Raw genomic sequence first — 13,552 nt, 5'->3', positions numbered from 1 at the left:
AGCTCGTTTATGCGAAAGCCCCGGGCTTGGGCTTTTGGTGTTAGGGTCCTTAGACTGTGGTGGCCTGCTCGGCGGAGCCCGTCTATGGCGAAGCCGGAAACCCGCACTTAGGTTTTACCCTTGCCTGGCCTTAGCCCCTTGTGGGCCGCGGAGCCCGTTTACGAAGCGCGGGGAAAGCCCCGGGCTTGGGCTTTTGGTGTTAGGGTCCTTAGCCCACGGCAATCTGTTCCGTCGCTGCCCACATGTTTTTTCTCCCAACCGCCATTGACTGGCAGCGCTCCCGTGCCGTATGGTTTTCGAAACGGGAAACACGGGAGGGAAATCATGTCATCTTTTAAAACACGCAGCGTCGTCTTGATCCTGCTGGCGTTCGTCCTTGGCTGCAGCGAGTTCATCATCGTCGGCGTCCTGGACGACATCAGTACGCAGCTTCACGTCGGTGTTTCTACAGTGGGCTACCTGGTCACCATTTTTGCCCTGGTCTACGCGGTGAGCACGCCGTTTGTCACCTCGGCAGTGGGCCAGCACACGCTTTACCGGTTCGAGCTGGTTTTGATGATCATCTTCATTGGCGGGAACGTCCTTAGCGCCTTCGCCTTCACTTACCCGGTTCTGGTGGTGTCCCGCGTCATCACTGCCATTGTGTCCGGGCCCCTCATCTCCATCGGTCTGACCTTTGCCAACTACATCGCGCCCCTGGCGAAGAAAGCCTGGCTGATGTCCTGGATTTTCTCCGGCTTCAGCATTGCCTCCGTTTTCGGTGTGCCCCTGGGTACTTGGATCGCCACGATGGCCGGTTGGCGCATGGCGTTCGCGGCCATCGTTGTGATCAGCATCATCACGATGGTGTTGATGGCGCTGTCTTTGCCCCAGGACTTGCGCCAGCATAAGGCCCGGAAGATGGCCTCTGAACACAAACAGGGCAGCGGCGGTGAATTGGAATTGTTCCGCGACCGCCGTATCCAGCTGGGGATGCTCCTGCCCATGTTCAATCTGGCCGGTGCCTACGTCGTCTATACATATTTGCGGCCGCTGCTCTCTCGCACCCTGGGCTTCGCCACCGGCACCGTCACGATTCTGTTGTTCATTTACGGTCTGATGTCCTTGGCCAGTAACCAGCTTAGCGGTCGTCTGGCGGATCATGGCGGCCTACTGCGCATGCCGCGTATTTTCGGGATTGAGGCCATTCTGCTCCTCTTAATCCCGGCTGCGCTTCTGACCCGCGTCACCGGTTTGGCGGGTCTTTTCTTGATGGGGGTCATGATGTACCTCATCAACGCCCCGATTCAGATGCACTTCCTCGCCGTCGCCGAGCAGGATCACCCCCAAGCCATCGTCATGGCCTCGTCGCTGAATTCCATCTTTTCTAACTTCGGTATCGCCCTGGGCAGTGCCACCGGCGGCGTTATCGTCGACCACCTGGGCATGACTGTTACCGGCTTCGGCGGTGCGGTCTACATCCTCGTCGCCATGGGCCTCGTCATCTGGCTGAACCGGGTGAACAAGGCGCACGCGGCTAAGAAGGCGGAGGTTGCGGAAGCGGCCGCACCAGCCAAGAACTAAGGAAGAAAAGTGATTGGCTTCAGCAGCACACTTTGCGTGACTGCAAAGGTTCTCGGTATAATGGAAGCGCAACAATGGGGGCGCTGATAATGAAGGCCTTATCGATTAAACAACCGTACGCATGGGACATTATCTTGGGCGACAAGCCCTACGAATACCGGACGTGGCGGCCGGGCGCTGTCCGCCAATTTCTGCTGGTCAGTGCCAGTCAGCCGTCCCGAGATGACTTTGGCCTCGGTTTGGCCAACGGGTACGCACTCGCCATCGTAGATATTACCGGGACACCCCAGGCCGATGCAGAAGGCATGTATGCCTGGCCTGTCCGCGTGAAGAACCTGGTCACCCCGTTTCCGGTCAAGGGTAGGCTGCATTTCTACGATGTGCCGGACGATCAGATCGTTGCCCGGCCAGACCTTGCGGATGACCTGAAAGAATATCAAAAAACAGGGACGATTGGCGAGGATAGCCAGCTGTACCGCGATTATTTGGCCGTGCTGGATACGGTTGGCTGGGCCCAGATGCCCAGGAAGTATCAAAAAATTTATTCGGCGACGCAGGACTGGCACCAGGTGGCGGAAGCCTGGGTAAAGGGCCATGGCGGTTAGTTGTTCCTGATCAGCTTGACGTCGAATTGACCGCAGAAAAAAAGCAAAGGAGATATGGTCGTGGCAGAAAAGGAAAGTTTGCAACTGAAGATTACTTTACGAGGATTTCATCCGCCGGTCTGGCGGCGGGTCGTGGTACCTGATACCGTGACCTTGGCGGACTTGCACACGATCATTCAAATCGCGTTCGACTGGAGCGACGAACACCTGCATGATTTTTACAGCACGCAAAACGCAGAAGTGCACTACGGGCCAGCAGGTGACGAGACCGTTCAGGGGGACGAAGCCAAGACGCTGGCGCGGCCGCTCCTGGAAGACAGCAACGTGATGTATACCTACGACTTTGGAGATGAGTGGAAGCATTTAATCCACCTGGAGAAAGTGCTGCCGGCCTCGGGCTTCCACCGCGCACCGGTGCCGTATTGTGTCACCGGGCGCGGGGCCAGTCCGGCTGAAGATTCAGGCGGTGGTGATGATGCAGAGGACCGTACACCGTTGGACGTGGCGGCGATTAATCGGCAGTTGAGCGCTCATTTTGCCACGTCACAAACTAAAGCGGCAGTGAAGTCTTCTGACCCGGCAAAGTCCAAGGCTGAGGTGACACCAGCACCGCCGGAAGACGTCAGTGGCAGCCAGATTGCACAGTCGTTTGTAACATACTTACGTGATCATGCGGATGTTGGTGACGCTGTCGTCAGCGGAAGAAAGGTATCCCCAGCCCAAGTGAAGGATCTCGCTGATTACCTTTTACAGCAAACGGGTGCTGCTTCCGCTGATTCACTGGGTGCTGCGGCGATTAACGACACAACGCTGGCAAAAGACCTGGAGACGATTAAGCGAGGGGATATTGACAACCTGACTGACGCTTATTTCCAGATTAGTGATGCTGATTTGACCTCAGACCAGATTGTCCATGTCGTCCAAACGGTTATGGATGGCCAGTGGCTTTTTGCCCATATTACTGCCACAGACGACCAGCATGTCGGGACCCGGACGACAGCGGCCGCCTTACTGACAGATATGCTGATTGCCGATCAACGCAACGTTCCAAAACTGGCTTTGCCGGCTAAAATGCGGACTGCCGTTTTTCAAGCGGCCACACGGTATGCCCGAGCGGAAAAAGGGCTTCAGTTAATGCCTTGGAGTGACGGCTCGCCATTGAGTGCGGCGCTCAGCCTCTTGAACGCATCAGTCACTCATGTGAGTTACCCCAAGAAGATGTTGACCGACTTGCAAGATACACTGATTGCCATCTTCACCAATCTGCAAGCCCCATTTATCAGCAGCGAACCAGAGATCGTTCTAGGCATGCTGCTGACCGTTGGGGAATCTGGAGAGTTGACGCAAGCACGGTACAAGCGTATTTTAAAGCGCATCACGAAAGCCGTTTTTGCCGGCGACCCCAGTGCCATGCAAACGATGCGGGCCCGCTCCTGGGTGCAAGTGTTGTTTCCACTGACTTTTGGCCTGTATAACGACTCCGATTATGATGATGATCTGAGTGCTGACATCCTCATGGACGTCCTTGACTTCTATGATGATGAAGGGGTTACGCTCGACAGTGACGATGACGATGAAGGCTTTTTTGATCGGCCGGTTTGATTGCTGAGCAGTGATGAAGTGAAAACGGATAGCCAAGAGAGAAAGGCGGCAGGCCCCATGAAACGACTGCATGACTTCTAAGTACTCGGAAAGGAGTGCTTAGATATGAGTCGAAGCTTCAAACATGTACCGGTGGTCAAAGACTACAACCGGGGCATGAAAACATTGGCCAACCGCCAATTACGTGCCAAAATCCGCCGGGGTCTGTACGATGACGTCCTCGCCGGCAAGAGCAACCGGTACCGCCGGTTATTCTCCAGTTGGGACATCTCGGATTACGCTTTCCGCGGGGACATCCAGGCGTGGCTGCAACCGCGCCAACCCGTCCGCCATTGGGGGACTTACTATCGCCTGGACGGGCCGGCAGCCGATTCTCTGGATTCACTATTTAGCCATCCCTTTCATCGATGGGAGACGATCATGCGGCCCCTCGGTTATCGGCACACGAATCGCGTCCCTCAGCACTGGCACCCGCTGATGACCAGTGAGCGGACGTGGCGGTTAGAAAACGATACGTGGTCTTTCGTGCAGGCTTACCTGCGCAAGTGATCTTTAAAAACGAGGCTGGGGCAGAATCCACGACCAAGCAGAATTTGCTTGGTGGATTCTGTCCCAACCTCGTTTGTGTATTTCCTGGTTGAGTTTGTACCGGATGATTTGTGTCCTGGTTCCTTGGTCAGTTTCCCACCGTCGTCTTCCGATACTCCTTCGGGCTCACCCCAAAGTGTTTCTTAAACAGGAAGCTGAAATAATTCGGGTCCGTGTACCCGATGTCGAAGGTAATGTCGGTGATCCGTGCCTCCGACGTTCGCAACATGGCCTGGGCCTTGGCCAAGCGCAAGCGGGTCAGGTACTCGATGAAAGTGATGTTCATCGTTTGGGAAAACAGCGTGCTCAGGTATGCCGGGGAGATGCGCACCATATCCGCAATGGAACGCAATGAGATGTCCGGGTCGGCGAAATGGTCCTGGAGATAGGTCACGACTTGCTCGACGACCGGGTTGCTTTGGTCGTCCGCTTTTGATTCAGCCGCCGGACTGCCGCCCGCTTGCCACTGCTTCAGAAACATGGGCAGGGTGGCCAGCGCCAGGCTGGGCGTCTGGGCAATGACTAAGAGCTTGGCGTGGTCGTATTCTTGGGCCATTTTTTGAGAAACCGCACCGCTTTGCTGGCCGATCTGCTGCAGCAAATAACTCAATATATCGTAAATCTTGGCTGCACTGGGGCCAGGCGCGTGCGCATCACTGATACTGGTTTGGAGCTGAGCAACGACATCGTCAATTTCTGTCAGCGATAAACTGCCGGTGACAGCCGCCGCCTGAACGTTGCGCACCCGGACCGCCGGGTTGATGGGCGTGACATACGCCAGGTGCCGCACCAGCGTAAGACTCGTCCCAATCTGCGACAGCCGAGGCGTCGGTTGGCCCACACAGATGTGGCAGGGACTGACGGGCAGGGCAGTCTCGGTGCTGAGGACGTTGGCGACGTGGTCCGCTTTTTCCTTGGCAATCGCCGCGGTCTCGCCGCCAATGATGCCGGCCAGGTCGCCCGAATTATAGACGACCGTGAGCACCGTCGTATCCGGTCCGAAGAGTTCCCAGATGCGGTTGATGGCCTGGCGGTAGCTGGTCTCATCGTTCAGCGGTGTCTGCCGGTGGAGGTAGAGCGGCACGAAGGCCTTCGCGGTGAAGCAGAAGTCCACCCGGTCCTGGTGGGCCAGTAAATCGGCCGGCGTGTATTCTCCAGCCTCCAACCGCTTGAAGAAATGCTCCTTATAGTATTCTTTGTTCAAGATCGCTTCCTGCTGACTAGGCTGGCGGCGTTCGGCGGTCTCCGCGGCGATCTTATCCTGCACTTTGCGGATTTGGGCCAGCAGGGCGGCGGCTTCCACCGGTTTGGTCAGGTATCCGTCCACGCCGATATCGATGGCTTCCTGGGTGTAATTGAAGTCAGAAAAACCGCTGATGATCACCACGTGGAGCCAGGGCAGCAAATCCTTGGCGTAGCGGGACAGCGTCAGCCCGTCCATGAAGGGCATGCGGATGTCCGCCAGGAGCAGGTCCGGTTTCAGCTCCTGGATCATGGAGAGGGCCAGTTCACCGTCACCCGCTTCGCCCGAATAAGCGATGTCGTATTCCGGTCCGTTTTTCTCGATCAATTCCCGTAACGCATCCCGAATCAATGGCTCATCTTCCGCAATAAAAATCTTCAGCATGATGTCCTCCTCATTCTTTCCCCGGCAGTTGGGGCAGCGAGACGATGACGGTCGTTCCCCGCTTATATTCACTGGTAATCGTCAGCTCCGCCCGGTCACCAAAGAGCAGCTTGAGCCGCTTGGCCACATTGAACAGGCCATAGCCGCCTTCAATCCTGCTGTCGGGCGGCTGCTGCATATGGGCCTGGACTGCGGCCAGGGTGGCGGCGTCCATCCCAATGCCGTTATCCTGCACCGTGAACACGATATGGTCTGCCACCAGCGCTGCGGTCACGGTGACAATGCCGCGTCGGCGGCTATTCTTGATGCCGTGGTACACCGCATTCTCCACCAGCGGCTGCAGCAGCATCTTCGGCGTTTGGAAGGCCTTGACCGCTGCGTCCGCGGACACCGTGTAGGTCAGGATCGGCCCGTAGCGAATCTTTAGGATCGCCAGATAATCCTCGACATGGCGCAGCTCCTTGCCCACCGTCAGCCACTCGCTCCCCTTGTTCAAGGTGATTTTGAAGAAATCCGACAGGGCCATGGTGATCTCCTGGACCCGGGCATTGTCCCCGCTTTGGGCCAGCATCAAAATGGCGTCCAGACTGTTGTAGATGAAGTGGGGATTGATCTGGGCTTGCAGCACCCGGATTTGGGCCTCCGCCAGGGCCCGCTGTTTGGCGGTGTTTTCAGAGAACAGTGTCTGCAGCTGCCCGGTCATTTGGTTCAACTCAGTGGTCAGCTGGTCAAATTCCTGCACCCCCGGGTCCGCTAACGGTTTGTCCCAGTGGCCCTGAGCGACTTCGCCGGTGAAGGTCAGGATTTGGTTCAATGGCTGCTGAATCGACCGTTGCAGCCGCTGGCGGTTGCGCCGGGCTAAGAACAACATGACGCCCACCAGCACAGCCATTGCCGCCAGGAACCCGTAGAACAGCAGAAGCAGATCCTGACTCTTGGCCGCTGTTTGATTGATTTCCGCGACGACATACTCCCCCAGAGTTTCGTCCAGGAGCTCATCCACCTGCTTGGTCTGATTGAACAGGGCCACGTTATCGTCCACGGGCTGGTGCTGCGCAATATTCGTCTTTAACTGATCGACGTAGCTGGCCAGGGTTTTCAGCGTCCGCACGGCGAAGCCCAGCGACGCCCGCTGGTCCTCGGTCGTCGTGTGGGCCTGCAGGGTGGTCAGCCGGGCACTCAGCTGGCAGATCACGCGGGTCGGCGCGGCGGCGGTGGACTTGCCGCTGACCGTATCCCAGATGCTGCTCTCGATGTGGGCGCTGGCCTGGCTGCGGATCTCGTTGGCCTGGTTCACGTTGCTGATCATCTGGTTATACTGCCGTGTATTGAAGAAGAACAGCAGAGCGATGACCGCTAAGGGCAGGATGATCAGTACGGTGATCATCCGGTTGTTCACGATCAGCAGGCGGCGGATACTCGGTTGACGCCGTGGCTTCATTTTCTCCCCGCCTTCCTAATAGCGGCGCTTGACAGTCGCCAGATGGGTGTCGAATTCAGAAAAGACCTGGTCTTCCAAATAGTAGGAAGACGCAAAGGACTGCTGGTTCAGCACCAAATTGATCAGGTTCATCAGCTTTGGCCCGGTCTCCGGGTTGCATTCAATATCGGCGTTGATCTCGCCCCGGCGCAAGGCATCGATGCCCTCTTGGGTGGCGTCGATACTGACAATCACGATGTCCTTGCCGGGTTTGATATCCGTGGTCTTCAGGTACTTCAGAATGCCCAAGGTCATGTCGTCATTGTGGCTGAAAATGACGTCGATCGTGTGCAAGTCGACCTTTTGGGCCAGCTGACGAATCACCTCTTCCCCTTTGGAGATCATGAAGTCGCCGTATTCCGTGGCCACGGTTTGAAAGCGGCCGTCGCCAGCCAAGCCTTCCGTGAATCCCCGGGAGCGGCCGACGGAGACGCTGGAATCCTTATTGCCGTAAATTTGCACCATCCGCACCGGCCCCTGGTGATTCGTGAATTTCTTCTTCACGAAGGCGGCGGCCTTCTGACCCTCGCCCACGGCGTCGGTGAAGACGGCACTGGTGATGTACTTTCTTTCGGCCGGGGCAATATTGCGGTCGTCCAGGATGACCGGAATGCCCGCGGCCCGAGCCTCCTTCAGGACGGCGGTCCAGCCCGTCTCCACGATGGGGGCAAACACGATGGCATCGACCCGGGAGATGATGAACGACCGGATCTGCTTGATCTGCTGTTCCTGGGAGGAATCACCGTTGCGGTAGAGGACCCGGTACCGCGCATCGGCTGCGGCCGTCAGCACGGAGTCGGTGTTGCGCTGACGCCAGGAACTTTCTTGGCCTAATTGAGAGAAGCCGATGACGATGCTCGGCGCAGACTTGGCCGGTGCTGCCTTCTGCCGCGGCGCGCACCCGCCTAGCAAACACAGCAGCAGCACCAGCAGACCAGTCGTCCGGACGAATTTCATGCGTGTCTTCCTTCCTATAATTGAATACGCTTCCTTTAGTATACCATCGGTTATTCTCGCAAAAGTGCGAGCGCTGTCATTTCCAACAAATACCAAGGTTCATTGAAAGAAAATCAAGTTTTTGGTTAGCCTTTTGAATAAACGTCTAGGGAGCGGTGGAAGAATCTCATGGGAGCGGTTACACAATCTTGCGATAATGAACTTGTCAAATCGATAGGAGGTCACAAGACATGAAGAAGAATCATTGGTTAACCGCACTGATTGGGATCATCGCGATGCTGTTCCTGGTTGCCGGCTGCGGCAGCAACAGTTCCGCCTCGGGCAGCAGCAAGGGCGGCAAGGTCACCCTGGGCTTTTCTCAACTGGGGGCTGAGAGTCAGTGGCGCACGGCCAACACGAAGTCGGTGCAAAGTGCCGCCAAGAAGAACAAGAAGATCAACATGAAGTTCTCCGATGCCCAGCAGAAGCAGGAGAACCAGATTTCTGCCATTCGTAACTTCATTCAGCAAGGCGTCGACGTCATCGCCGTTGCCCCGGTCGTGGAAACCGGCTGGGAGACGGTCTTGAAGGAAGCCAAGGACGCCAACATTCCTGTCATCTTGGTCGACCGGATGATCAAGGGGAAGAACGTGGACGATCTGTATAGTGCTTGGATCGGTTCCGACTTCACCAAGGAAGGGCGCAAGGCCGGCGATTGGCTGGCCACTTATATGAAGAAGCAGAACAAGGCCAGTGAGAAACTGAACATTGCGTATCTGCAAGGAACCACTGGGGCTTCCGCCCAAGTCGGCCGCACCAAGGGCTTCGCAGAAGTCGCCAAGACCCACAGCAACTGGGACATCATCGAGAAGCAATCCGGCAACTTCACCCGCGAAGAGGGTAAGGAAGTCATGGAAGCCTTCATGAAGTCCTCCGGCGACAAGATCAACGTGCTGGTATCCGAGAACGACGATATGACCATGGGCGCCATCCAGGCCATTCAAGAAGCCGGCAAGACACCGGGCAAGGACATCACCATCATCTCCTTCGATGCCACCAACGACGGCCTGCAAGCCATCCTCGACGGCAAGATGAACGCCGACATCGAGTGCAACCCGATGTCCGGTAACGACGTGATGAAGACCGCCATCGCCCTCAAGGAAGGCAAGAAGGTCCAGAAGAAGGTCTACGTCCACGAGAGTCTGTTCGACATCGACAACGCCAAGAAGAATATGCCGCGGCCGTATTAATTGATAAAAAGGGGGGTCTGACAGATACCCGGGTTTTTGAGGGCTCCGCGGATTTGGGGCTGGAACGGGGTGACGGCGGTTTAAGCCCGCTGGGAAGCGCGGTCTTAAACACGCCTAACTGCATCAAAATATTGGGCCAAAAGCGCCCAATATTTTGTGCAGTTTCCCCCCCTGAGCCCCAATCCGCTCCGCCCTCAAAAACCCGCCCCTCAACCAGGATTTCTGTCCGTCAAGTGAAATAGTGAAAGGAGAACAAATATGCGTGAAACACCCACGGTCAAGAAGGGTGATGTGGTGCTGTCGATGCGCCATATTGCCAAGTATTTCCCCGGGGTCAAGGCGCTCGATGATGTGCAGCTGGACTTGCGGGCCGGCGAGGTCCATGCCCTGATGGGTGAAAACGGCGCCGGCAAGTCGACCTTGATCAAGGTGATGACCGGGGTCTACGAACGGACCAGCGGCACCGTCACGCTGCATGGTCAGGACATCAATCCGAAGACCCCGCAAGAAGCGCAGGATCTGGGCATCAGTACCGTCTACCAAGAAGTCAACTTATGCCCCAATCTCAGTGTTGCCGAGAACGTCTATATCGGCCGCCAACCCATGCGCTTCGGGCAGATCGATTGGCACAGGATGAACGCCGACGCGGTCAAGCTGCTGGAGAGTCTGGACATCCACGTGGACGTGACGAAGACGCTGGACAGCTACTCCGTCTCCGTCCAGCAGATGATTGCCATCGCCCGGGCGGTGGACATGTCCGCCGGGGTCCTGATCCTCGACGAACCCACGTCCAGCCTGGACAGTAACGAAGTGGCCCAGCTTTTCGCCATCATCCGCCACCTGCGGGACCAGAACATGGCCATCCTCTTCGTCACCCACTTCATGGATCAGGTCTACGCGATTTCTGACCGCATCACGGTTCTGCGTAATGGCCGTTATATTGGCGAGTACCTGGCCAAGGATCTGCCGGAACTGGACTTGGTGACCAAGATGATTGGGCAGAAATTTGTTGATGCCAACACCCAGGCCCACCGGCCGAGCAAAGATTATTCGACGGTGCGCTTCGTGCGCATGGAAGACATCTCCAAGCGCGGTCTGGTCCACGACTTCTCCATGGCCGTGCGGGCCGGGGAAGTGCTGGGCTTGGCCGGCTTGCTCGGGTCAGGCCGGACCGAGGTGGCCGAGCTGCTCTTCGGCGTCACCCACTTCGATGACGGCGTGATCTACGTCGGCAATGACGAGGTCAAGCGGATGAACCCGCGCAAGGCCCTAGCCGACCAGCTGGGCTACTGTTCCGAGGACCGCAAAGTCTCCGGCATCGTCGGCGACTTGAGCATTCGCGAGAACATCATGCTGTCGCTGCAAGCGAAGAAAGGGCTGCGCCGGATCCCGCTGAAGAAGCAGCAGGAAGTCGCCCAGAAGTATATCGACCTGCTGGACATCAAGACGCCCAGCATGGAGAAGAAAATCGGCGACCTGTCCGGCGGCAACCAGCAGAAGGTACTGCTGGCCCGCTGGCTGGCCACCGACCCGAAGCTCTTGATCCTCGATGAACCCACCCGGGGCATCGACATCAACACCAAGCGAGAGATCGAGAACCTGATCGTCAAGCTGTCCCGCCAGGGGATGGCCATCATCTTCATTTCTTCCGAATATGAAGAAATGGTCCGCACCTGCGACCGCATCATCGTCCTCCGGGACCGCCATGCCGTCGGGGAACTGACCGATAACCAGATCAGCCAGGACAACATCATGAAAGTCATTGCAGGGGGTGTCGCCCAATGAATCAAGTCAAACAGAAGCTGAAAGGCTTCATGCAGCACAAAGAAGCCTGGGCGGTCATCGGGATCTTGATCGTGCTCTTGTTCAATGTGTTCTTCTCGCCCAAATTTTTCCAGATCTCATTCAATAACGGCCACCTATACGGCAGTATCATCGACGTGCTGAACCGAGGCTCCTCCCTGGTCATCGTGTCCTTGGGCATGTGTCTGGTCATCGCCACCCGGGGCGTCGATATCTCCGTCGGCTCGGTCTCCGCGGTGGGGGCCATGGTCGCTGTCTTCCTCCTCAAGTCAGCCGGTATGGCGGCGGCCCCAGCGATCCTCTGCGGGTTGCTGGCCGGTCTGGCCTGCGGCGTTTGGAACGGCTTTCTCGTCGCCAAGCTGAACATCCAGCCGATGATCGCCACGCTGATCCTGATGACAGTGGGACGGGGGATTGCCCAGATCATCTCCGGCGGCCAGATTCTGACCATCAACAGCAAGGCTTATGCGTTCCTGGGGCGCGGCTACGTTTTCGGGATTCCTTTTCCCACGATCATCATGATCCTGGTGACCCTGGGGGTGTGGCTCCTGACCAGGAAGACATCTTTGGGCACGTCCATTGAAGCGGTGGGCATTAACGAGACCTCGGCGCGCTACGCCGGGATTTCCACCACCCAGATTCTCTGGATCGTCTATATCATCTGCGGTCTGCTGGCGGCGCTGTCCGGCATGATTGAGAGCGCCAACGTCTCCAGCGCCGACGGCAACAACAACGGGCTGCTCCTCGAGCTGGATGCCATTCTGGCCGTTGTACTGGGCGGCACCTCCATGGACGGCGGCAAGTTCTACCTGGCCGGCACGGTCATCGGCGCGCTGTTCATCCAGACGCTGACCACCACCATCTACACGTTCGGGGTGCCCGCCGAGACCATCATGGTGGTCAAGGCGCTGGTCGTCATCTTCGTAGTCCTGCTCTCCACGGACCGCGTCAAGAACGCCTTTGCCAAGCTGACGGAGAGAAAGAAAGCGGGGGTCGAAAATGCTGGCTAAATTACGTATCAAAAATACGGCCTTGGCCGCGGCCGTCGGGATCTTCGCCATCCTCTTCATCGCCGGCTCAGTCATGTATCCGAACTTCTTGTCCCTGCGGGTACTGCTTAACCTGCTCATCAACAACGCCTACATGATCGTCTTAGCCGGCGGCGTCTGCTTCACTATCCTCACCGGCGGTATCGACCTGTCCATCGGGGCGGTGGTCGCCATGACCAGTATGATCGCCGCGTCGCTCCTGCGCAGCGGGATGAATGCGTACCTGGTCATCGCCATCTGCCTGCTCACCGGCGTCGTCTTCGGCACCGTCCAGGGGCTGCTCATCCAGTACTTCGGGCTGCATCCCTGGATCGTCACCCTGGCCGGGATGTTCTTCGCCCGGGGGGCCTGCTACCTGATCAGCGTCGAGGCGATTCCGATTAAGAACCAGGCCTTCTACAACATTTCTCAATTCAAGCTGTACTTGGGACCCGGCCGCTTCATCTCGCTGAACGTGATCGTCGCCCTGGTGTTCCTGGCCCTCTGCCTGTACCTGGCGAAGTTCACCAAGTTCGGCCGCACCACGTATGCCCTGGGCGGTAACCGCCAGTCAGCCCTGCTCATGGGGCTGCCCGTAGCCCGGACGAAGATCCTGGTCTACACCTTCTCCGGTTTCAGCGCCACACTCTCTGGCCTGATGTTCACGCTCTACACGCTGTCCGGTTACGGGCTGAACGCGAACGGGGCAGAAATGGATGCCATCGCCGCCTGCGTCATCGGCGGCGTGTCCCTCTACGGCGGGATCGGTTCGCTCTTTGGACCGTTCATCGGTGTCCTGGTGGCCGGCGTCATCCGCACGATGGTCGACTTCCAAGGTACCCTAAGCTCCTGGTGGACGAAGATCTTCGTCGGCACCCTGATGCTCTTCTGTATCGTTCTGCAAGCGGTCATCGTGGAACGGGAAAAAGCCCGCAAGGCTGATGCCCAGCAGAAGAAGCGCAAGAAGAAAGAACCCGCACCGGCGGAATTGGCAGAAGCCAAGAGCTGACCCGGCAGGCATGAAAAATCCCCAGCCTTACTCCTCGGGCTGGGGATTTTTATGTGGTTTG

General features: G+C 57.4%; 11 protein-coding genes. 8 read left to right on the top strand and 3 right to left on the bottom strand.

Annotation, left to right across the window (positions count from 1 at the left end; translation table 11 throughout):
• Nucleotides 1–324: 324 nt before the first annotated feature.
• From L248_RS11595 to L248_RS16360, 4 genes are all read left to right on the top strand, one after another.
• Nucleotides 325–1,563, top strand: a complete 1,239-nt coding sequence (locus L248_RS11595) for an MFS transporter (RefSeq protein WP_022530426.1) — start codon at nt 325–327, stop codon at nt 1,561–1,563.
• Between the two features lie 89 nt (nt 1,564–1,652).
• On the top strand, nt 1,653–2,168 hold the full coding sequence (locus L248_RS11590) for an ASCH domain-containing protein (RefSeq protein ID WP_196812035.1): 516 nt from the start codon (nt 1,653–1,655) through the stop codon (nt 2,166–2,168).
• Between the two features lie 60 nt (nt 2,169–2,228).
• Nucleotides 2,229–3,770, top strand: coding sequence for a plasmid pRiA4b ORF-3 family protein (locus L248_RS15360; RefSeq protein WP_196812034.1), 1,542 nt, complete (start codon nt 2,229–2,231; stop codon nt 3,768–3,770).
• Between the two features lie 105 nt (nt 3,771–3,875).
• Entirely contained in the window at nt 3,876–4,319 is a 444-nt protein-coding gene (locus tag L248_RS16360; protein WP_040536561.1) for a hypothetical protein, read from the top strand.
• Nucleotides 4,320–4,446: 127 nt separating this feature from the next.
• Here L248_RS16360 and L248_RS11575 read toward each other — a convergent pair whose 3' ends face one another.
• The 3 genes from L248_RS11575 to L248_RS11565 are packed head-to-tail and all read right to left on the bottom strand — an operon-like array spanning nt 4,447 to nt 8,422.
• Nucleotides 4,447–5,985: a response regulator transcription factor gene (locus tag L248_RS11575; RefSeq protein ID WP_022530422.1), complete on the bottom strand. Its 1,539-nt coding sequence runs from the start codon at nt 5,983–5,985 to the stop codon at nt 4,447–4,449.
• A 10-nt stretch (nt 5,986–5,995) separates the two neighbouring features.
• Nucleotides 5,996–7,426, bottom strand: coding sequence for a sensor histidine kinase (locus tag L248_RS11570; protein ID WP_022530421.1), 1,431 nt, complete (start codon nt 7,424–7,426; stop codon nt 5,996–5,998).
• A gap of 15 nt (nt 7,427–7,441) precedes the next feature.
• A complete protein-coding gene (locus L248_RS11565) occupies nt 7,442–8,422 on the bottom strand; it encodes an ABC transporter substrate-binding protein (RefSeq protein ID WP_022530420.1) in 981 nt (326 codons plus the stop codon).
• A 230-nt stretch (nt 8,423–8,652) separates the two neighbouring features.
• Here L248_RS11565 and L248_RS11560 point away from each other — a divergent pair, with 230 nt between their 5' ends.
• From L248_RS11560 to yjfF, 4 genes are all read left to right on the top strand, one after another.
• On the top strand, nt 8,653–9,651 hold the full coding sequence (locus tag L248_RS11560; protein ID WP_022530419.1) for an ABC transporter substrate-binding protein: 999 nt from the start codon (nt 8,653–8,655) through the stop codon (nt 9,649–9,651).
• Nucleotides 9,652–9,909: 258 nt separating this feature from the next.
• Nucleotides 9,910–11,436, top strand: a complete 1,527-nt coding sequence (locus L248_RS11555; RefSeq protein WP_022530418.1) for a sugar ABC transporter ATP-binding protein — start codon at nt 9,910–9,912, stop codon at nt 11,434–11,436.
• A complete protein-coding gene (locus L248_RS11550) occupies nt 11,433–12,464 on the top strand; it encodes an ABC transporter permease (RefSeq protein ID WP_022530417.1) in 1,032 nt (343 codons plus the stop codon). The genes L248_RS11555 and L248_RS11550 overlap by 4 nt, the downstream gene beginning before the upstream one ends.
• Nucleotides 12,454–13,491 (top strand): galactofuranose ABC transporter, permease protein YjfF, encoded by a 1,038-nt coding sequence (yjfF, locus tag L248_RS11545; RefSeq protein WP_022530416.1) that lies wholly within the window; start codon nt 12,454–12,456, stop codon nt 13,489–13,491. Before L248_RS11550 ends, yjfF begins: the two co-directional genes overlap by 11 nt.
• The last annotated feature ends 61 nt before the right edge of the window (nt 13,492–13,552 follow it).

The organism is Schleiferilactobacillus shenzhenensis LY-73, from assembly GCF_000469325.1.
Lineage (GTDB): Bacteria > Bacillota > Bacilli > Lactobacillales > Lactobacillaceae > Schleiferilactobacillus > Schleiferilactobacillus shenzhenensis.
This window is presented reverse-complemented; position numbering and strand designations above follow the sequence as displayed.

What these genes read in the sequence shown, in the direction of transcription:
- L248_RS11570 (WP_022530421.1), bottom strand. Translation starts at nt 7,426, where the DNA reads ATGAAGCCACGGCGTCAACCGAGTATCCGCCGCCTGCTGATCGTGAAC.
- L248_RS16360 (WP_040536561.1), top strand. Translation starts at nt 3,876, where the DNA reads ATGAGTCGAAGCTTCAAACATGTACCGGTGGTCAAAGACTACAACCGG.
- yjfF (WP_022530416.1), top strand. Translation starts at nt 12,454, where the DNA reads ATGCTGGCTAAATTACGTATCAAAAATACGGCCTTGGCCGCGGCCGTC.
- L248_RS11575 (WP_022530422.1), bottom strand. Translation starts at nt 5,985, where the DNA reads ATGCTGAAGATTTTTATTGCGGAAGATGAGCCATTGATTCGGGATGCG.
- L248_RS11565 (WP_022530420.1), bottom strand. Translation starts at nt 8,422, where the DNA reads ATGAAATTCGTCCGGACGACTGGTCTGCTGGTGCTGCTGCTGTGTTTG.
- L248_RS11595 (WP_022530426.1), top strand. Translation starts at nt 325, where the DNA reads ATGTCATCTTTTAAAACACGCAGCGTCGTCTTGATCCTGCTGGCGTTC.
- L248_RS11555 (WP_022530418.1), top strand. Translation starts at nt 9,910, where the DNA reads ATGCGTGAAACACCCACGGTCAAGAAGGGTGATGTGGTGCTGTCGATG.
- L248_RS11550 (WP_022530417.1), top strand. Translation starts at nt 11,433, where the DNA reads ATGAATCAAGTCAAACAGAAGCTGAAAGGCTTCATGCAGCACAAAGAA.
- L248_RS11560 (WP_022530419.1), top strand. Translation starts at nt 8,653, where the DNA reads ATGAAGAAGAATCATTGGTTAACCGCACTGATTGGGATCATCGCGATG.
- L248_RS11590 (WP_196812035.1), top strand. Translation starts at nt 1,653, where the DNA reads ATGAAGGCCTTATCGATTAAACAACCGTACGCATGGGACATTATCTTG.